Genomic DNA, 18,348 nt, shown 5'->3' on the forward strand with positions numbered 1-18,348 from the left:
TGCCTACGGAATTGACCGTGCCGGTCAAATGAAAAAGCCCCTCGCACAGGAGGGGACGCCGCGCCGATTCCGACCCGCGATTCACCGGCGGTCGGGACTGATCAGCGCGGCCCGCTAAGCAGAAGGCGTACGGCACGCATGGCGTCAGGGTACCGCAGCCCTCGCGCGACCCGCGACGAGCGTGTGCGGGCGGTAACCGGAGGCCCTGCCGCCGGGCCTTTGGCCAATGGTTACTCCGCGTACCGACCACTATCGGGGCAACACCAAGACCACATCGCGCTTTGATAACAACGCAATAACTCAAACCCCGTACCCACTGGTATGGCGCGACTTAGCATGCGGCGGGACCGAACCTTTCGGAGCCGCCCCATGAACCCTCTGCACCCCCAACGCCAGAGCCGTCTGCTCGGCACCGGAGCCCTGCTCCTGATACCCCTGCTCGTGCTGGTGGGCAGCGACGGCTTCCGGGCCGCCCTGGACTTCACCACCGGCGTCCTGTGCCTGGTCTCCCTCACCGCCGCCGTGGTCTGGGGCCTGGTCGCCACCGACCGCCTCTTCCTGCGCTCGCGCGAGCGGCTGCTCGCCCAGGCCGTGCACCGGACCACGGCGGTCGCCTCCGTCGGCTTCCTGCTGCTGCACGGCACCGTCAAGATCACCCTCGACCACGTGTCGCTCCTCGGCGCCCTCGTGCCCTTCGGGCTCGGCGTCACCGGCAGCGCCGGACTCATCGGCCTCGGCTCGCTCGCGGGCCTGCTCATGGTGGCCACGAGCGTCACCGGAGCCCTGCGCAGCGCCTTCGCCTCCCCCGCGCGGGTCGCCTCGCGCTGGCGCTCGCTGCACATGCTGGCCTACCCCGCCTGGTGCGCGGCGCTGATCCACGGCCTGTACGCGGGCCGCCCGCCGAAGTTCTGGGTGACCGCCCTGTACGGCCTGTGTCTGATCGCCGTCGCCGGGGCCATCGCGCTGCGCGCGGCGCCGCCGCCGATCAAGCGGATGGTCGCCTCCCGGATCCTCGCCCTGCTCGAACCGGAACCCGGCGCCCCGTCCCGCGGCCGCCCGCCCGCGCGGGACACCGCCTCCGCCCCGCTCCCCGGCACGGCCCCCGATGTCACCGCCGCCCCCGACCCCGCCGTCGGCATCTCGGCGGCCTACCGCGCGCTGACCGAGCCCCCGTACCCCCCGCCCCGCGCCGAACCCGCGGAACGCTGGCCCGCCCCTTGCCCGCCCCCGCCCGCCGAGGCCCCCTACGTGCCGCCCCAGCCCACGTACGACACCACCCCGCAGCCCGTCTACGACCTCTCCCGCGAGACCCACGACACCTACAGCACTAACGGCACCTACGACTACGAACCCGCGTACGACAGCGGCCCCGCCACCGAACCGCTGCCCCGGCCCTTCCAGGCCCCCAGCTCGGGCGAGCCCTGGAACGCCGCCACCGGAGGCCACCCGTGAACGCGTCACTGCCCGACGTCCCCGAAGTCCGCGTCGTCGGCCTCCCCGTGCTCACCTCGGGCTTCGACCTGGTCGAGCGCCTGGATCTGACCATGCACCTGAAAGTGCACGGCCCCTTGGAACCCCTGGCGGGTGAGCCGCTCGCCCGCCTCGCCGAGGACATCGGGCTGCGCGGCCGGGGCGGCGCCGGCTTCCCCTTCGCCCGGAAACTGCGGGCCGTCGCCGACGCGGCGATCCGTCGCGGGGTGCGCCCCGTGGTCGTCGTCAACGGCAGCGAGGACGAACCGGCCTGCCGCAAGGACACCGTCCTGATCAACCGCGCCCCGCACCTGATCCTGGACGGCGCCCTGCTCGCCGCGGAGGCCCTCGGCGCCCGCACCCTCGTCATCGGTGTGACGCGCGACTCCACCGAGGCCTCGATGCGCACCGCCCTCGCCGAGCGCGGCCTCGGCAACCGCCGCGGCTCGGCCCTTCGCGCGCGCGTGCAGCGCAATCCGGTACGGATGGTCACCGGGGAGTCCTCCGCCCTGGTCCGCTCGGCCGACGGCGGCCCTCCACTGCCGCCGGGGCGCAAGGTACGTACGTCCGACTCCGGAGTGGGCGGCGCGCCCACGCTGCTCTCGAACGCGGAGACCTTCGCCCAGCTCGCCGTCGCCGCGCGGACCGGAGCCGACCGCTACTGCCGCACCGGTCTGCGCGACGAGCCCGGCACGGTCCTGCTGACCCTCTCCGGAGCGGTCGCCCACCCGATGGTCGTCGAGGTCCCCACGGGGGTGCCCTTGCGGTACGTCCTTCAGCTCGCCGGCGCCCCACCGCTCCCCCAGGGCGTGCTGACGGGCGGGTACCACGGCAAGTGGCTCGACAGCGTCACGGCGCACGACGCGGTCGTCTCCCGCGCCGCCCTGGAGGCCTGCGGGGGCGCGCTCGGCGCGGGCGCGATCCTGCCGATCGGTGAGGGCACCTGCCCCCTCGGGGAGTCGCTGCGCGTCGCGCGCTGGCTCGCCGCGGAGAGCGCCGGGCAGTGCGGCCCCTGCTACCTCGGCCTCCCCGCGGCGGCCCGAGGCCTCGCGGACGTCCTGGACGGGGGCGGGCCGACCGCTCTCGAGGCGCTGCGCGAGGTGACCCGGGCCGTGAAGCGGCGCGGCGCCTGCAAGCATCCGGACGGCTCGGCGGCCTTCCTGGAGTCCTCGATCGCGGCGTTCACGGACGACCTCGCGGCGCATGTCCTCGGCGACGGCTGCGGCCGGCCCGTCGCGGGCGTCCTGCCCCTCCAGGCGGAGGCTCCCCCCGCGCAGGCGCCCACTGGCCGCAAGCTGGCCGTCGACTGGACGCTCTGCCGGGGGCACGGCCTGTGCGCGGACATCGTCCCCGAGCTGATCCAGCTGGGCCCGGACGGCTTCCCCGCCGTAGCGGAGGCGTCCGTACCGCGCTACTCCGAAGCGCGCGCTTCCCGCGCCGTGCGCCGCTGCCCGGCGCTCGCCCTGCGCATCGAGGAGGACCCGAAGGCGGCGTCCCCGGCCCGCCCGGCGCTGCCCGCGCTCCCGCCCGGCCGGGGCCGCAGGGCACTCGGCAGCGGAAGGCAGTAAAAACAGAAAGATGAGAGCGGGCCACCCGATCCGGGTGGCCCGCTCTCATCTGCTGTGGAGCTAAGGAGAATTGAACTCCTGACCTCCTGCATGCCATGCAGGCGCTCTACCAACTGAGCTATAGCCCCTTGCTGTGTCCGCCCGGTTTCCCCGGCGGCTCCGCCAACATTACACGGTCATCCCCGTGCTCCACCAAATCGTTTCCGGTCTGGACCGATACCACCCGATAAGGCCGGTACTGTCAGCCTCCGTGACCGTGCTCGCGTTCGCCACCGCCCGCCGCCGCCGTGTGCCCCTCGCCGCCGGGGGCTGCCTGCTCTCGTTCACGGCCTTCTGGCTGGCCCAGCGCGCCGCCGACGTCTCGATGATCGACCTGATGGTCTACCGGGCCGAGGGCGAGACCGTGCGGGCGGGCGGCGACCTGTACGCCCTGCGCACCACCGAAGCCCATCTGCCGACGACCTACCCGCCGTTCGCCGCGCTCCTGTTCACCCCGCTGACGCTCCTGGACATCCCGGACATGCGGGCCCTCGCCACGCTCGGGAACCTGCTCCTGCTCGTCGTCTTCGTCTCGCTCTCCCTGCGCTTCGTCGGCGAAGCGCGGCACGCGCGCGTGGAGAGCGCCCTGTGGGTGTCCGCGCTCGCCGTCTGGTGCGAGCCGGTCTGGACGACGCTGCGCTACGGCCAGGTCAACCTGCTGCTCGCCGTCCTCGTCCTGTGGGACCTGTCCCGGCGCCCCGGCCACCGCTGGGCGGGGCTCGGCATCGGTGTCGCCGCGGCGATCAAGCTCACGCCCGCGCTCTTCGTGGTCCTCCTGCTGCTGACCGGGGCCGCCGAGGCCCTGCGGCGCGGTGCGTGGCGGCCCGCGGTGCGGCACGCGTGCGTGGCGGCAGCCTCGTTCGCGGGCGCGACGCTCCTCGCGGCCGCCGTGCTGCCCCACGACTCGTGGCGGTTCTGGACCCGGATGGTCTTCCAGGCGGGCCGGGTCGGGCTCGCGGAGGACACCGCGAACCAGTCGCTGCGCGGCGTCCTCGCCCGGCTCCTGCGCACCCCGGAGCCCGGCCTGTGGTGGGCGGTGGCCGCGGCGGTGGTCTGCGCGCTCGGCCTCGCGGTCGCGGTGGGCGCCGCGCTGCGCGGGGAGCGGGCCCGGGCCGCGCTCTGCTGCGCGGCGACGGCGCTCCTGGTGAGCCCGGTGTCGTGGTCGCACCACTGGGTGTGGTGCGTGCCGATGGTGCTGCTCCTGGGTGCCGAGGCGGTCCGCCGGGGCGGCCGGGCCCGGTGGGCGGCGACCGGGGCCGCCTGCCTGGTCTTCTGCTCGTACGCCCTGTGGTGGGTGCCCCACGGGGAGGGGCGGCTCGAACTCGGCCAGAATTATGGCCAGATGACGCTGTCCGCCCTCTACGTAGTGACCGCTTCGGGGTTTCTGCTGGCCGGTGTCAGGCGGTGGCGAACGAGTAGAACCGTTTGAGGGTGCAGTGCTCGTCGAGCAGCCTGCCGTAGATCGGCTCCCCTTCGAGTTCCCGGTAGGTCTCGATGGGGTCGCCTTTTATGATCAGCGCCCGCGCGCACTCCTCACACCAGTACTGGTATTCGTTGTTCACCGGCTCCATGTCGCGGACGATTGGTGTGCCACTGCCGCACCAGTCGCATTTCCGCCTGTGTGCACCCATCGATCAGCTCCAGCTGTGGCCGCAGGCGGTGCAGACGTAACTGACCCCGCCGTTGTCACCGAGTACCTGGGCGACGTGGGCAGAGCCGCAGGAAGGGCAGTTGAGGAGGGCGCGGAGCGCGGCGCGTTCTCGTGTCGCCGCCTCGTCGAAGAGGCGGTCGACCTCTTCGAAGATGCTCGCAGGCATCGCGCTCTCCCTCCCGTCGGGCTGCGTCCCCTTCCGGCCGTCCGATTCTGCCACGCTCTGAGCGGCCCGGTCAGCGACGCATTCGTACCAGTCCGGACACGGCGCCGAGCGCGGCCACCGCGGAGAGCGCGTAGCAGCACACGAGGAGCGCGTCCCCGGATGAATACGCCCCGGAGCCCCCTTGCGACTCAAGCCTGTTCAAGAAGAGCGCTCCGAAGCAGGCGACTCCGGTCAGCTGGCCGAGCTGGGTGACCGTCGCGAGGAGGCCGCTGGCGTCCGCCGCGTCCTCGGCGCGCACCGTGGCGAGCGCCCGCGTGAGCGTCGGCCCGAAGCCGAGCGAGAGCCCGGCGCCGACGCCGACGAAGGCCGCGTACAACCAGAGCCCGCCGTCGCCACCGTCCCGCAGCAGGAGGCCCACGGCGGCCGTCGACACGGCGGTCAGCGCGAAACCGCCGGGGATCAGCGCCCGTTGCACCGCCTGCGGCCAGCGGCGCCAGGTCAGGCCGACGAGGCCGAAGACCGCGGCGGTCGGCGCGAAGGTGAGACCGGCGCGCAGCGCGCTGTGGCCGAGGCCGCCCTGGACGTGCAGGGTGAGCGCGAAGAGGAAGCCCGCGTTGACGGCCATCACGGCGGTGACCCGGACGACCGCGAGGCCCATGCCCGGCGTCCGCAGCACCCGGGGCGCGATCAGGGGCGCCCCGCCCCGCCGGGCGAGCCGTGTCTCGTACGCGCAGAACAGCGCGAAGAGCAGCGCGGCGGCGCCCAGCGAGAGCCAGGACCACAGCGGCCAGTCCTCCTGCTCCCCGAGCACCAGCGGCACGGTGAACAGCGACACGGCGCCCGCGAGCAGCACGAGCCCCGGCAGATCGAGGCCGCGCGCCCGCCCCGCCGCGCGCTCCGCGTCGTCGTCGCGCGGCAGCACGCGCACCGCGAGGAGGAGCAGGACGACGCCGACCGGCACGTTCACCAGGAACACCGGCCGCCAGCCGGTGCCGAACAGGTCGGCGCTGACCAGGACCCCGCCGAGCACCTGCCCGGCGGCGGCGCCGGTCGCGAGGACCGCCGAGTACGCGCCGAGCGCCCTCACCCGCGCCTCGCCCGCGAAGTTCCGCTGGATCAGGCTGAGCACCTGCGGGATGAGGACGGCCGAGCCCGCGCCCTGGAGCAGCCGGAAGGCGATCAGCTCCCCGGTCCCCTGGGCGAGTCCGCAGGCGAGCGAGGCCACGGTGAAGACCGCGAGCCCGGCGAGGTAGACCCGGCGGTGTCCGAGACGGTCGCCCAGGCGTGCGCCGGTGATCAGGAGGACGGCGTACGTGATGGTGTAGCCGGCGATGACCAGCTGCAATCCGGCGCCGGACGCGTGCAGTTCGGCGCGGATGGTGGGCGCCGCGACATTGACGATGAAGACGTCGAGCAGCGCCATGAACTGGGCGGCGAGCACGACCGCGAGGAGCCGTCCGCGGCGATTGTCAGTGCCGGGGGCTTTACTGAATGCGGGAGTTGAACCCGCGGGGGCGGGTGAGGTGGTCGTCGTCATGCCATCGAGCGTGCCGACGGCCGGGTACGGGTAACGAGAGCCCGCTGATGCTGGTACTGACAGCACCTGGCAGCGGTGGGGGCGGGCGCGGACGATGGGGGACGTGACGACGATGACGGGGATCCGAGGACGGACGCGGGAGCAGACGGGGCAGCCCGCGACCACCCAGCGGCGGCGGCCCGAGCTCGCCGCCTTTCTGCGGGGCCGCAGGGCCCGGGTGACGCCGGCCGACGTGGGCATGGCACCGGGACTGCGCCGCCGCACACCGGGGCTGCGCCGCGAGGAGGTCGCCCAGCTCTCCGGCGTCGGCGTCACCTGGTACACCTGGCTCGAACAGGGGCGCCCGATCAACGCCTCGCCCCAGGTCCTGGACGCCGTGGCGCGCACCCTGCGCCTCGACCAGCCCGAGCGCGAGCATCTGTACCACCTGGCCGAGGTGCCGTACGCCCCGGACCGCGAGGCCGCGGCGGGAGCGGTGGGCCCGGAGATCCAGGGCATCATCGACGCCATGGACCCGCGCCCCGCGGTGGTCTACAACACGCGCTACGACATCCTCGCCACCAACGCCGCCTACCGCGACCTGTTCCTCATCGAGCAGATCCCCACGAGCGGCGTCGCGAACGTGCTGTGGTCGCTGTTCACCGTGCCCGCGCGGGACTGCCCGCTGGTCTTCCGCGACTCGGAGCTGCCGGTGATGGTGGCGACTTTGCGCAGTGCGTACGGCCGGCATGTGGGCGAGCCCGAGTGGGAGGGCTTCATACACGCCCTGTCCGCCACGAGCCCGCACTTCGCGAAGCTCTGGGAGAGCGGTGACGTGCTGCCGCCCGGGCCCCGGGTGAAGACGTTCCGGCACAAGGCGATCGGCGAGCTGCGCATGACGTCGGTCTCCCTGAGCATCAACGGCATGCCCGAGTCCCGGATCGTCGTCTACACCCCGGACGACGACGAGAGCAGACGGCACACGGCCGCGCTGCGCGAGCGACGGCTGAGGAGCGGTGACCAGGAAGGCCGGCCAGGGAGGGCGGGAACGGAAAATCCCGCCCCCTGATGGGGACGGGATTTCCGGACTGTGGAGCTAAGGAGAATTGAACTCCTGACCTCCTGCATGCCATGCAGGCGCTCTACCAACTGAGCTATAGCCCCTCGTGCCACGCGGTGGAACCGCTCCGGCGTTTCGCCCCGCTCGGCGGGGCGAACAAGAAGAACTTTAGCCTGCGACCAGCCCGAATGTGAAATCCGGGTCCGGCCGCCCAGAGAGGTGATCCCAAGGCGGCCCTCGGGAGGCTCAGTCGTCGTCGCCGAGCACCGGCTCCGGCAGCGTGCCGGCGTTGTGCTCGAGCAGGCGCCAGCCGCGCGCGCCCTGGCCGAGGACCGACCAGCAACAGTTGGAGAGACCGCCAAGCCCCTCCCAGTGGTGGGAGTCGAGACCGAGGAGGCGACCGATCGTGGTGCGGATGGTTCCGCCGTGGCTGACCACCACCAGCGTGCCGTTGTCGGGCAGCTTCTCGGCGTGGCGCAGGACGAGGGGCGCGGCCCGGTCGGCGACCTCGGTCTCCAGCTCGCCGCCGCCGCGGCGCACCGGCTCACCGCGCTTCCACGCGGCGTACTGGTCGCCGAAGCGCGCGATGATCTCCTCGTGCGTCAGGCCCTGCCACTTACCGGCGTACGTCTCCTGGAGACCCTCCTCGTACGTGACGGGGAGGCCGGTGATGGCGGCCAGCTCGCCCGCCGTGGCCGCCGCCCGCTTGAGGTCGGAGGCGACGATCGCGTCCGGCTTCAGGGAGGCGAGCAGCCGGGCGGCGCGCCTGGCCTGGGCGATGCCCGTCTCGGTCAGCTCGATGTCCGTGGAGCCCTGGAAGCGGCGCTCCAGGTTCCAGGCCGTCTGGCCGTGCCGCCACAGGATGATCCGGCAGCCGCGGTTGTTCACCGAAGCTCACCGTCCAGGTCAGCCTCCTCCGCGGCCCGCTGCTCGGCGTGCTCGGCGCCCTTGCCGCGGGTCGCCTTGGCGTCCTCGGGCAGCCCGATCTCGGGGCAGTCCTTCCACAGGCGCTCGAGGGCGTAGAAGACGCGCTCCTCGCTGTGCTGGACGTGCACCACGATGTCGACGTAGTCGAGGAGGATCCAGCGCGCGTCGCGGTCGCCCTCACGGCGGACCGGCTTGGCGCCGAGCTGCTTGTTCAGCTGCTCCTCGATCTCGTCGACGATCGACTTGACCTGGCGGTCGTTGGGCGCGGAGGCGAGCAGGAAGGCGTCGGTGATCGACAGCACGTCGCTGACGTCGTACGCGATGATGTCGTGCGCGAGCTTGTCGGCAGCCGCCTGGGCGGCGACGTTGATGAGCTCGATGGAGCGGTCCGTGGCGGTCACTGGTGAGCTTTCCTTCAGATGGTCAAGACAGACCAAGGGTCTCACGGACCGCCGCCCGCACCCCAGACGATTACGTCACCGCCTCCGCGGGCCCCCGCCGACCCGCTGTCTCGCCCTCTGTCCCACCTTCTGTCTCACCCGGCCTCGTAGTCCTGGCCGAGGACCACGGAGACGTCGGCGTTGGGCGCGGTCTTGCCCTTGCGGACCGCGCTCGTCGGCAGGCCGAGGGTCTTGGCGACCTCTGTGGCCTGCGTCTTCTTGGCCGCGTCGGCGTAGGTGACCTGTGAGGTGGGGCGGGCGGTGGAGCCCGCGCCGCTGTCGACGAAGGTGTAGCCGCCGTTGACCAGGGAGACCCGGGCCTTCTGGGCCGCGCCCTTGACCCCGGAGGCGTTCTCGACGCCGACCCGCACGGCCGCGCCCTCCTCCGGGCTCTTCACCGTGCCGCCGAGGACGTCCTTGACCACGCTGTCGCCGGCCTTCTCGGTCAGCGTGCCGTCCGCCCGCACCGGCAGCAGCGTCGTCCGGTAGTCGCCGCCCTTCGCGCGCTCGGCGAGCCTGGCGAGGAAGGCGCCGAGATCCTTCTCCTTCAGCGAGGGGTCGAGGATCTGGGCGAGTGACTCCACGGTGGTCGTGGCCGCCTGCGGGTCCGACGAGAGCTTGCGCAGTACGCCCTGCATGACCTGGCCGAAGCGGTCCAGCTGCGCGCTCGCGCTCTCGCCGGGGGCGCGGTAGGTGGCGTAGGCGACGGCCATCTGGCCGCTCAGGGTCTGCTGCTCGCCCTTGCGCACCAGGGGCGCTTCGCCCTTCTTCGCCTTCGGGTCGGGCACGTCGGCGTCGGTGTCGATGTCGATGTTGCCGACGAGTTCGACGAGGTTGTTCAGGTACGGGGTGTCCAGCCGCCACGTGCCCTCGACCTCGGTGCCGAGGACCGTGTCGATCGACTCCCGGGTGCCCGTCGAGCCGTCGTCGTCGACGGACTTGCCGAGCGTCGTCGGGCTGCCGTTGTCATCGGAGACGGCGAGGGAGTTGGGCAGCAGGACGGTGGCGCCCTGCTCGGTGGTGGTGTTGTCGACCAGGAGCGCGGTGGAGGTGCCGCCGCCCTTGGTGTTGTGCAGATGGACGACGATGACGTCCCGCTTCTGCGGTCCCGCCGAGCCGGCGGCGGCGCCCTCGCCGTCCGACTGGCCGGGCAGCTTGCCCGCGGACCAGAGGTAGCCGACGCCACCCGCGATCGCCAGGGCGAGCACCACGACGAGCGCGACGACGCGGGAGCGCCCGCGCCGCTTGGCCTCCTCGCGCCGCTCGGTGCGGCTCTCGGTGAACTTCAGCCAGTCGATGACGTCCTCGGAGTCCTCGTCCGGCTCCTCGATGAAGGAGAACTGCTCGGTCCTGTAGTCGGGCTGCGGGGCGCGCGTCCCCGCTTCGGGCCCGGCGTACGGCTCGGGCTCCGGCTCGGCCCGCACGGCCTGCGGCGGCTGTGCCTGCGGCGGCTGTGCCTGCGGCGGCTGCGGCTGCTGCGGCGGCGACTGCTGCGGGGCTGCTTGCTGCTGAGGGACCCAGGCCTGCTCGTAGGAGGGCGCGGCGGGGGCGGCCTGCGCACCGCCGTACGGGTCATAGCCGCCCGCGCCATAGCCCTGCTGCTGCCCACCCGCATACGGGTCGTACCCGTACCCCTGAGACTGATGAGGCACCTGCGCCTGAGGCATTTGAGCCTGCTGCGGCACCTGCGGCTGCTGGGACACCTGCTGATACACCGGCTGCCCGTACTCGTCGTACCCGACGACCTGGTACTGGTCGGCCGCGTACTCACCTACGTACTCGCCCGCATACGGATCGCCGCCCGCATAAGGGTCGTACTGTCGGTCGTTCACCGGTGCCCCTCTCGGCTCATTCGCCGCGGTACAGCTCGCGCTTGTCGATATAACGCACCACGCCGTCCGGCACCAGGTACCAGACAGGATCGCCCTTGGCGACCCGCGCGCGGCAGTCCGTGGACGAGATGGCGAGGGCCGGGACCTCCACCAAGGAGACGCCGCCCTTGGGGAGTCCGGGGTCGGCCAGGGTGTGGCCGGGCCGGGTGACCCCGATGAAGTGCGCGAGGGAGAACAGCTCTTCCGTGTCCCGCCAGGTGAGGATCTGGCCGAGCGCGTCGGCGCCCGTGATGAAGAAGAGGTCCGTGTCGGGGTTGAGGGCACGCAGATCCCGCAGCGTGTCCGTGGTGTAGGTCGCTCCGCCGCGGTCGATGTCGATGCGGCTCACCGAGAACTGCGGGTTCTCGGCGGTCGCGATGACCGTCATCAGATAGCGGTCCTCGGCCGGGGACACCTGCTTGTCGCTCTTCTGCCACGGCTGTCCGGTCGGTACGAACACCACTTCGTCGAGGTGGAATTGCGCGGCGACCTCACTGGCCGCCACGAGGTGTCCGTGGTGGATCGGGTCAAACGTTCCGCCCATGACGCCCAGGCGGCGCTTGCCGTTGCTCACCGGACCGATGTCCGTACCGGTATGCGGACCGGTCTCCGGACCGGTAGGCATGTCCTGCTCTCCCATGCGTGCAGACCCTACCGGCCCGGGCGAGGGGCCCTGCTCCGGTCCTAGCGGTCCCGGTTGAAGCGGGTGGTGATCCACAGGAGCAGCATGAGGGCGACGAAGGCGCCACCCCCGGTGAAGAGAGGGCTGAGGCTTTCGTGGTCGCCGCCGTGCTCGCCGCCCTCGGAGGCGAGAGTGACCAGCTGGGCGGCGGTGCTGTGGAGGCTCATCTCAGGCAGGACCTATCCGGGGGTGGGATGGACATAAGGACTTCCGGGCCATCGTATGCGGGGGCCCGGCTCCGGCTCACGTCGACTCAGCCCTTACGGCCCTCATCGCCGCCCCGGTGGCCCTCGTCGCCACCTCGCCCGGCCTCATCAGGACCCTGCCCGGCCTCGCCGCCGCCCTGCCGACCCGCGTCCTCGCCGCGGCGGTACCCGCGCAGCAGGAACCACCCCACCAGGACGCACCCGACGACCATGACGATCAGCACGATCCGCAGCAGATTGCCCGGTCCCTGCTGCTGCGCGGCCTTGGCCGCCTCCGTGAGCCAGACGGCCCCGGGGTTGTGTTCCATGACGGAAGACTCCTTCTGTGTGCTGCCCTGTCACGGTATCTCCGCCTAGGCTGGACCCCACCTCGGGGGCACAAGGGGACGACATATGGGGGAATCCGCATGACCGACGGCAATCACCACAGCGGCGGCGACGGCGAGGGCCACGAGCACGTGCCCAGCCGGCAGCGCAGGCGCTTCCCCGGCATCTCGTCACGTGCCTACGAGCATCCGGCGGACCGCTCGGCCCTGGTGGCCCTGCGCAGGCTCAGCGGATTCGACACGGTCTTCAAGGCGCTCAGCGGTCTGCTGCCCGAGCGGAGCCTGCGGCTGCTGTTCCTGTCCGACTCCGTGCGGGTCTCGGACGCCCAGTTCGCGCACCTCAACACCATGCTGCGGGACGCCTGTTACATCCTGGACCTGGAGAAGGTCCCGCCGATGTACGTCAACCAGGACCCGAATCCGAACGCGATGTGCATCGGGCTCGACGAGCCGATCATCGTCGTGACCACGGCCCTGGTCGAACTGCTCGACGAGGAGGAGATGCGGGCGGTCATCGGCCACGAGGTGGGCCACGCCCTCTCCGGCCACTCCGTCTACCGCACGATCCTGCTCTTCCTCACCAACCTCGCGCTGAAGGTCGCGTGGATCCCGCTGGGCAATGTCGCGATCATGGCGATCGTGACGGCGCTGCGGGAGTGGTTCCGCAAGTCCGAGCTGTCCGCGGACCGCGCGGGCCTCCTGGTCGGCCAGGACATCAAGGCCTCCATGCGGGGCCTGATGAAGCTCGCGGGCGGCAACCACCTGCACGAGATGAACGTGGACGCGTTCCTGGAACAGGCCGAGGAGTACGAGGCCGGGGGCGACCTGCGCGACTCGGTCCTGAAGATCCTGAACATGCTGCCGCGCACGCACCCCTTCGCCACCGTGCGCGCCGCCGAGCTGAAGAAGTGGGCCGAGTCCCGCGACTTCCAGCGGATCATGGACGGCCACTATCCGCGCCGCGAGGAGGACAAGGACGCCTCGGTCTCCGACTCCTTCCGGCAGTCGGCCTCCGCGTACGCCGACGACGTACGCAACAGCAAGGACCCGCTGATGAAGCTGGTCAGCGACATCGCGGGCGGCGCGGGCGACCTGGGCGGCAAGCTGCGCGGAAAGTTCACGGGGCAGGGCGGGCAGGACAGTGGCCGCCCTTCGGACGAAAAGTGACCCACACCGTCCCGGGCCCAGCCGTCAGAGCGAAGGCTGGGCCGCAGCCGCCAGCGACCCGCACAGCGCCGTCGCGCCCCCCGTGGCGTACGGATCGGTGCCGGGCGGGCCGCCCGCCTTCGCCCGCTGCCCCGCGAGCAGCGGCCGCAGGTGGTTCGCGGAGTCGGCCGCGCAGGTGAGCGGCCCCGCCTTCGTGCCGGAGGCGAGCAGCTCGGCCCGGTGCATCCGCAGGTCGTCGCGGTCGAAGCGGAAGTGCAGCTCGCGGCGGACGGTGAACAGCGACGCCGCCGCCTCCCCCTTGCCGGCGCGCCTGAGCGCGTACGCGAACGTATGGTCCGAGGTCACCTCCAGCGTGTTCTTGTCCGCCTCGACCACCCGCAGCGTGCCCTCGACCCGAACCCGCCGGTCGGCGAGCGCGGTCGTCGTCGGGTCGAACCGCACCAGCCAGCCGGTGGGCGCGTGCCGCCCGTCGGCGGCGGGACGCGTGAAGCTCCGGTCGAACTGGGCGAGTTGCTCCGGATCGAGCAGCAGCCGCACGGAGCGCGGCGAGCCGCCGGTGAGCGTGTCCGGGTCGAGCGAGGACTCGACCAGGTAGTCCTTGGCGGTGGTCAGGGCGGACGTCACCTGGCTGTCCGAGAAGTGCGGGGTGCGGCGCGCGGCGGGGAGGTTGATGCCGGCGGCACCCACCCGGAACTGCGCGGCGGGGCTGTGCGCGTAGAGGTCGGCGACCCGCGCGGCGCCGGGCACGCGGCCCTGCGGGGCGAGGGGTATCACCGTCATCCGCAGCGGCTCGGGGCGCTTGGCCGCGGGGTTCTGGTAGGGGTGTCGTATGCCCATGTAGATCGCCGTGCCGAAGGCCAGGGCGATCAGTACGACCAGGAGCAGCGCCTGCCGGGACAGGCCGCGGTGGAGGGCGGGGCGGCGGCGCACGGCGCGCGCGTGGCCGCCCATGCGCTCCTGCGCGGAGAACTCCTGGAGGCGCGCAGCACGCACGAACGACTCGTCGAAGACAACGGATCGGTACTCGTCGTCGCCACCGCTGGGAGCGCCCTCGGGTGTCCCCGCGGGTGGGTCTCCTGGCCCGCCCATACTTTCAGGGTAGGTCTCGGGGAGGTCGGGTAAACGCTGGTGTACGCGACAAGTTCTGACGGCGCCTCACGGTGTGCGCGGCGCCGCGGGGACGGGTGATTGGCCGAATTCGGCGGATGCCGAGGGGCTTGAGGAGACCCCTCTGTCGGCCTTGCCGGTCTTGTCGGCCTTGTCGGTCTTGTCGGCGCTCTGCCCCACTTCGGTGGAGGCGGGCGCGGGCACGCGGTCCTGGCGGCTCGACGAGGCGCCCCGGTAGACGGCGGTGAAGGAGAGGGCGACCATGCCGATGCCCATCACGAGGGCGAGGAGCCAGGCGACGGGGCGGTGCCAGCGGGCGGAGCCGGGGTGGCGGCCGGGGCGGCCGTAACCCCCGCGGGTGTCGTCGTGTTCGTACGCCTCGTCGAAGTCGTCGTGGCCGAAATCGCCGTCGTCGGGGAAGCCGTCGTCGTAGAAGTCGTCGTCCCCGGCGTCGTGGCCCGAGCCGTGGGTGCGGGCCCGGCGGGCTTCGGCCTCGGAGGCCTCCGCGCGCGCCTGGGCGGCGGCCAACAGCCGCTCCACCGCGCTCGGTTCATGTATCTCGGCGGCCCGTACGAAGTCCTCGTCGAAGACCACGGAGGCGAACTCTTCGTCCGCACCCCCGCGGTCGCGGTCGTCGTCGGGCTCCCAGCCGTCAGGGAACGACGGCGTGCCCCCCACGTCCTCCGGCACCCTCCCAGCCTAGACCTGGGAGGGGCGATTTGGGCAGACGGAAGGGGAATTCGGCCGGGATATCAGCCGGGACGCACACAACTCACCGCGGACTCAACGGACATGGCCGTCGCCCGTGACGATGTACTTGGTCGAGGTCAGCTCGGGCAGCCCCATCGGGCCCCGCGCGTGGAGCTTCTGCGTGGAGATGCCGATCTCGGCGCCGAAGCCGAACTGCCCGCCGTCGGTGAAGCGCGTCGAGGCGTTGACGGCGACCGTCGTGGAGTCGACGAGCTGGGTGAAGCGGCGCGCGGCCTGCTGCGAGGTGGTGACGATGGCCTCGGTGTGCCCGGAGGTCCACAGCCGGATGTGCTCGACGGCCTGCTCCAGGGTGTCGACGACGCCGGCCGCGATGTCGTACGAGAGGTACTCGGTCTCCCAGTCCTCGGTGGTCGCGGGCACGACGGTGGCCTTCGAGCCGTCGGCGTACGTGAGCACGCGCTCGTCGGCGTGCACGGTGACGCCTGCCTCGGTGAGGGCGTCGAGCGCGCGCGGCAGGAAGGCGTCGGCGATGTCCTTGTGGACGAGCAGCGTCTCGGCGGCGTTGCAGACGCTGGGGCGCTGCGCCTTGGAGTTGATCAGGATCTCGACGGCCATGTCGAGGTCGGCCGCGGCGTCCACGTAGACGTGGCAGTTGCCGGTGCCGGTCTCGATGACCGGGACGATGGACTCCTCGACGACGGTCTTGATCAGCGAGGCGCCGCCGCGCGGGATGAGCACGTCCACGAGGCCGCGGGCGCGCATCAGCTCGCGTACGGAGTCGCGGCTCTCGCCCGGGACGAGCTGGACGGCGTCCGCGGGGAGACCGGCGCCGTGCACCGCGTCGCGCAGGACGCGCACGAGCGCGGTGTTCGATTCGTACGCCGATGACGAGCCCCGCAGGAGGACGGCGTTGCCGGACTTCAGGCAGAGGGCGGCCGCGTCCACGGTGACGTTCGGGCGGGCCTCGTAGATGATGCCGACCACGCCGAGGGGGACGCGGACCTGGCGCAGGTCGATGCCGTTGGGGAGCGTGGAGCCGCGGACGACCTCGCCGACCGGGTCGGGCAGGGCGGCCACGTCGCGCACGTCGGCGGCGATGGCGCGGACCCGCTCGGGGGTGAGGGTGAGCCGGTCCACGATCGACTCGCTGGTCCCGGCCTCGCGGGCGCGCGCGGTGTCCTTGGCGTTGGCCTCGACGATCTCGGCGGTCCGCACCTCCAGGGCGTCGGCGATCGCGAGGAGCGCGTCGTCCTTGGCGGCGCGTGGCAGCGGCGCGAGCGTGGCGGCGGCACCGCGGGCGCGGTAGGCGGCCTGGGCGACGGGCGAGAGGTTGTCGTAGGGCGAGACGGGAGAGAGCGACGTCATGCCCGCAGGGTAATCCCCGCGCGCGGGGCGGCCACCCGCCGTTCCAGTCCCCGAGACCCGGAACTCAAGACCCGAGACCCGATACCGAAGAGCCGGGACCCGGCACCCGCGACCGCGGGAAGGCGCCCGTGGGACGACGGCTCAAAACAGGTGCCGGTCCCCGGGCCCCGGCTCAGAACGGATGCACACCGACCGGCGTGGCCGGAAGCGGCCCGTACCCCTCCGCGATCCGCTGGTGATACGTGTCGCGGTCGATCACCTCAAGCCCCACGATCTCCCACGGCGGCAGCCGCGCGCTCTGCCGGTGCTCGCCCCAGAGCCGCAGCGCGACCGCGGCGGCGTCGTGCAGATCGCGGGCCTCTTCCCAGTAGCGGATCTCGGCGTGGTCCGGCGCGTACCGGCTGGTGAGGAGAAAGGGGTGGTCGTGGGCGAGCTGTTCGAGGCCGCGCCTGACCTCGTTCAAGGGGGCCTCGGCGCCCGAGACGCTCAGCGTGACGTGCCACAGCCGGGGCGCCTCCACCGCGTCGCCCTCACCGCTCTCGCGCGCCTGTCCCTCGTGCCCGGCGTGCGCCTCGCTCTCGTAGGCCTCGCCCGCGGCGACGCTCGTCAGCGCCCGCTCGGCCGAGCCGCGGGACGCCGCCCCCGGGCGTACTCGTCTCACGACGGCCTCCTTTACGCAATGTCGGTGCGGATACGCAACGGTCGTGCGGAACTGTCTTCAACAAAGTTGAGCAGGCCAAGGGGGTCCGCGGGGCGCTTTTGGGGAGTTTCACCTCGCGCGGACCGCCCGGCCGGGGCCGCCCGCGACGGTTTTCGGCCGGGGCGCGTGGGACTCGTGGGGCGCGTGGTCCGAGGCGACCTGGGCTTTCGGAGCGCCTATCCGTGCAGCGGGACGAGGTCGTCGCGGTGCACGACCTCACGCTCGTACGCAGGTCCGAGTTCGCGCGCGAGATCCCGGGTGGAGCGGCCGAGGAGCTGCGGCAGCTCCTTGGCGTCGAAGTTGACCAGGCCGCGCGCGACGGCCCGCCCCCGGGCATCCCGCAGCTCGACCGGGTCGCCCGCGGTGAAGTCGCCCTCGACCGCGGCGATCCCCGCGGGCAGCAGCGATTTGCGCCCCTCGACGACCGCGCGCACCGCCCCGTCGTCGAGGGTGAGCGCGCCCCGCGGCTCGGAGGCGTGCTGGAGCCACAGGAGCCGGTCGGCGGAGCGGCGGCCCGTGCGGTGGAAGTACGTGCCCGTGGCGCGGCCCGCGAGGGCGTCGGCGGCCTGGCTCGCGGAGGTCAGGACGACCGGGATCCCGGCGGCGGCGGCGATCCGCGCGGCCTCGACCTTGGTGACCATGCCGCCGGTGCCGACGCCCGCCTTGCCCGCGCTGCCGATCTGGACGTGCGCTATGTCGGCGGGGCCCGTCACCTCGGAGACCCTGGAGGTGCCGGGCTTGGCGGGGTCGCCGTCGTAGAGACCGTCGACGTCGGAGAGCAGGACGAGCAGGTCGGCGTGGACGAGGTGGGCGACGAGGGCGGCGAGCCGGTCGTTGTCGCCGAAGCGGATCTCGTCGGTGGCCACGGTGTCGTTCTCGTTGACCACGGGCAGCGCGCCCATCGCGAGGAGCTGGTCCAGGGTGCGGGAGGCGTTGCGGTGGTGGGCGCGGCGGGCCATGTCGTCGGAGGTCAGGAGCACCTGGCCGACGCGTACGCCGTAGCGCGCGAAGGAAGCGGTGTAGCGGGCCACGAGCAGGCCCTGGCCGACGCTGGCGGCGGCCTGCTGGCGGGCCAGGTCCTTGGGGCGCCGGACGAGCCCCAGCGGGGCCAGGCCCGCGGCGATGGCGCCGGAGGAGACGAGCACGATCTCGCGCTCGCCGCCGCTGCGGCTCTTGGCCAGGGCGTCCACGAGGGCGTCGACGCGGTCGGCGTCCAGGCCCCCCGACGCTGTGGTCAGGGACGAGGACCCGACCTTGACGACGACCCGCTGGGCCTCTGCCACCGACTGCCTTGCCGCTGTCACGCGCTTCCCCACATTGTCCCGACGTACCGGAGTTCCGGAGTCCCGGAGTCCCGAAGTCCCGGATCTGCAATC

General features: G+C 72.4%; 19 protein-coding genes and 2 tRNA genes. 5 read left to right on the forward strand and 16 right to left on the reverse strand.

The features are described from left to right. Window positions 1-369 precede the first annotated feature (369 nt). On the forward strand, window positions 370-1,452 hold the full coding sequence (locus DMA15_RS11850; protein ID WP_125512734.1) for a cytochrome b/b6 domain-containing protein: 1,083 nt from the start codon (window positions 370-372) through the stop codon (window positions 1,450-1,452). Beyond that, window positions 1,449-3,038: an NADH-quinone oxidoreductase subunit NuoF family protein gene (locus tag DMA15_RS11855; RefSeq protein ID WP_125512735.1), complete on the forward strand. Its 1,590-nt coding sequence runs from the start codon at window positions 1,449-1,451 to the stop codon at window positions 3,036-3,038. The genes DMA15_RS11850 and DMA15_RS11855 overlap by 4 nt, the downstream gene beginning before the upstream one ends. A 55-nt stretch (window positions 3,039-3,093) precedes the next feature. Here DMA15_RS11855 and DMA15_RS11860 read toward each other — a convergent pair. After that, a tRNA-Ala gene (locus DMA15_RS11860) sits at window positions 3,094-3,166 on the reverse strand. 122 nt (window positions 3,167-3,288) lie between these two features. Between DMA15_RS11860 and DMA15_RS11865 the strand changes: the two genes are divergently transcribed. Continuing rightward, complete coding sequence (locus tag DMA15_RS11865; RefSeq protein WP_125512736.1) at window positions 3,289-4,506, forward strand: glycosyltransferase 87 family protein; 1,218 nt, start codon at window positions 3,289-3,291, stop codon at window positions 4,504-4,506. Here DMA15_RS11865 and DMA15_RS11870 read toward each other — a convergent pair. The 3 genes from DMA15_RS11870 to DMA15_RS11880 all read right to left on the reverse strand — a co-directional run bounded on the left by DMA15_RS11870 (window position 4,475) and on the right by DMA15_RS11880 (window position 6,335). Next, entirely contained in the window at window positions 4,475-4,708 is a 234-nt protein-coding gene (locus tag DMA15_RS11870) for a hypothetical protein (RefSeq protein WP_030783413.1), read from the reverse strand. The genes DMA15_RS11865 and DMA15_RS11870 overlap by 32 nt on opposite strands. A 3-nt stretch (window positions 4,709-4,711) precedes the next feature. Further along, entirely contained in the window at window positions 4,712-4,894 is a 183-nt protein-coding gene (locus DMA15_RS11875; protein ID WP_125512737.1) for a hypothetical protein, read from the reverse strand. Window positions 4,895-4,964: 70 nt separating this feature from the next. Beyond that, the gene (locus DMA15_RS11880) at window positions 4,965-6,335 is read right to left on the reverse strand and encodes an MFS transporter (RefSeq protein WP_240659761.1); all 1,371 of its coding nucleotides are present in this window, start codon (window positions 6,333-6,335) and stop codon (window positions 4,965-4,967) included. A gap of 208 nt (window positions 6,336-6,543) precedes the next feature. Between DMA15_RS11880 and DMA15_RS11885 the strand changes: the two genes are divergently transcribed. Next, window positions 6,544-7,479, forward strand: a complete 936-nt coding sequence (locus DMA15_RS11885) for a helix-turn-helix transcriptional regulator (RefSeq protein ID WP_125517649.1) — start codon at window positions 6,544-6,546, stop codon at window positions 7,477-7,479. 22 nt (window positions 7,480-7,501) lie between these two features. On the opposite strand, the gene DMA15_RS11890 is transcribed toward DMA15_RS11885, so the two are convergent. The 7 genes from DMA15_RS11890 to DMA15_RS11915 form a co-directional block, all read right to left on the reverse strand. After that, window positions 7,502-7,574, reverse strand: a tRNA-Ala gene (locus tag DMA15_RS11890). Window positions 7,575-7,716: 142 nt separating this feature from the next. Continuing rightward, complete coding sequence (locus DMA15_RS11895) at window positions 7,717-8,358, reverse strand: histidine phosphatase family protein (protein ID WP_125512739.1); 642 nt, start codon at window positions 8,356-8,358, stop codon at window positions 7,717-7,719. Further along, entirely contained in the window at window positions 8,355-8,798 is a 444-nt protein-coding gene (gene rsfS, locus DMA15_RS11900) for a ribosome silencing factor (protein WP_125512740.1), read from the reverse strand. Before rsfS ends, DMA15_RS11895 begins: the two co-directional genes overlap by 4 nt. A 134-nt stretch (window positions 8,799-8,932) precedes the next feature. Further along, complete coding sequence (locus DMA15_RS11905; protein ID WP_125512741.1) at window positions 8,933-10,669, reverse strand: LCP family protein; 1,737 nt, start codon at window positions 10,667-10,669, stop codon at window positions 8,933-8,935. Between the two features lie 16 nt (window positions 10,670-10,685). Next, on the reverse strand, window positions 10,686-11,348 hold the full coding sequence (gene nadD, locus DMA15_RS11910; RefSeq protein WP_125512742.1) for a nicotinate-nucleotide adenylyltransferase: 663 nt from the start codon (window positions 11,346-11,348) through the stop codon (window positions 10,686-10,688). Between the two features lie 44 nt (window positions 11,349-11,392). Beyond that, window positions 11,393-11,557: a hypothetical protein gene (locus DMA15_RS36620; RefSeq protein ID WP_164551736.1), complete on the reverse strand. Its 165-nt coding sequence runs from the start codon at window positions 11,555-11,557 to the stop codon at window positions 11,393-11,395. 86 nt (window positions 11,558-11,643) lie between these two features. Further along, a complete protein-coding gene (locus tag DMA15_RS11915) occupies window positions 11,644-11,904 on the reverse strand; it encodes a hypothetical protein (RefSeq protein ID WP_125512743.1) in 261 nt (86 codons plus the stop codon). A gap of 99 nt (window positions 11,905-12,003) precedes the next feature. Here DMA15_RS11915 and DMA15_RS11920 point away from each other — a divergent pair, with 99 nt between their 5' ends. Then, on the forward strand, window positions 12,004-13,089 hold the full coding sequence (locus DMA15_RS11920; protein WP_125512744.1) for a M48 family metallopeptidase: 1,086 nt from the start codon (window positions 12,004-12,006) through the stop codon (window positions 13,087-13,089). 24 nt (window positions 13,090-13,113) lie between these two features. On the opposite strand, the gene DMA15_RS11925 is transcribed toward DMA15_RS11920, so the two are convergent. The 5 genes from DMA15_RS11925 to proB form a co-directional block, all read right to left on the reverse strand. After that, window positions 13,114-14,178: a hypothetical protein gene (locus DMA15_RS11925; protein ID WP_125512745.1), complete on the reverse strand. Its 1,065-nt coding sequence runs from the start codon at window positions 14,176-14,178 to the stop codon at window positions 13,114-13,116. A gap of 66 nt (window positions 14,179-14,244) precedes the next feature. Then, window positions 14,245-14,886, reverse strand: coding sequence for a hypothetical protein (locus tag DMA15_RS11930; protein ID WP_125512746.1), 642 nt, complete (start codon window positions 14,884-14,886; stop codon window positions 14,245-14,247). A gap of 93 nt (window positions 14,887-14,979) precedes the next feature. Further along, window positions 14,980-16,272, reverse strand: coding sequence for a glutamate-5-semialdehyde dehydrogenase (locus DMA15_RS11935; protein ID WP_125512747.1), 1,293 nt, complete (start codon window positions 16,270-16,272; stop codon window positions 14,980-14,982). A 172-nt stretch (window positions 16,273-16,444) separates the two neighbouring features. Then, complete coding sequence (locus DMA15_RS11940) at window positions 16,445-16,933, reverse strand: hypothetical protein (RefSeq protein WP_125512748.1); 489 nt, start codon at window positions 16,931-16,933, stop codon at window positions 16,445-16,447. A gap of 215 nt (window positions 16,934-17,148) precedes the next feature. Beyond that, a complete protein-coding gene (gene proB, locus DMA15_RS11945; RefSeq protein ID WP_125512749.1) occupies window positions 17,149-18,276 on the reverse strand; it encodes a glutamate 5-kinase in 1,128 nt (375 codons plus the stop codon). Between the last annotated feature and the right edge of the window lie 72 nt (window positions 18,277-18,348).

The sequence above is a fragment of the Streptomyces sp. WAC 01529 genome, assembly GCF_003945545.1.
GTDB classification, from domain to species: domain Bacteria; phylum Actinomycetota; class Actinomycetes; order Streptomycetales; family Streptomycetaceae; genus Streptomyces; species Streptomyces anatolicus.

Coding starts and splice junctions, on each gene's coding strand:
- DMA15_RS11850 (WP_125512734.1), top strand. CDS start 370: ATGAACCCTCTGCACCCCCAACGCCAGAGCCGTCTGCTCGGCACCGGA.
- DMA15_RS11870 (WP_030783413.1), bottom strand. CDS start 4,708: ATGGGTGCACACAGGCGGAAATGCGACTGGTGCGGCAGTGGCACACCA.
- DMA15_RS11875 (WP_125512737.1), bottom strand. CDS start 4,894: ATGCCTGCGAGCATCTTCGAAGAGGTCGACCGCCTCTTCGACGAGGCG.
- DMA15_RS11885 (WP_125517649.1), top strand. CDS start 6,544: ATGACGGGGATCCGAGGACGGACGCGGGAGCAGACGGGGCAGCCCGCG.
- nadD (WP_125512742.1), bottom strand. CDS start 11,348: ATGGGAGAGCAGGACATGCCTACCGGTCCGGAGACCGGTCCGCATACC.
- DMA15_RS36620 (WP_164551736.1), bottom strand. CDS start 11,557: ATGAGCCTCCACAGCACCGCCGCCCAGCTGGTCACTCTCGCCTCCGAG.
- DMA15_RS11915 (WP_125512743.1), bottom strand. CDS start 11,904: ATGGAACACAACCCCGGGGCCGTCTGGCTCACGGAGGCGGCCAAGGCC.
- DMA15_RS11920 (WP_125512744.1), top strand. CDS start 12,004: ATGACCGACGGCAATCACCACAGCGGCGGCGACGGCGAGGGCCACGAG.
- DMA15_RS11925 (WP_125512745.1), bottom strand. CDS start 14,178: ATGGGCGGGCCAGGAGACCCACCCGCGGGGACACCCGAGGGCGCTCCC.
- DMA15_RS11935 (WP_125512747.1), bottom strand. CDS start 16,272: ATGACGTCGCTCTCTCCCGTCTCGCCCTACGACAACCTCTCGCCCGTC.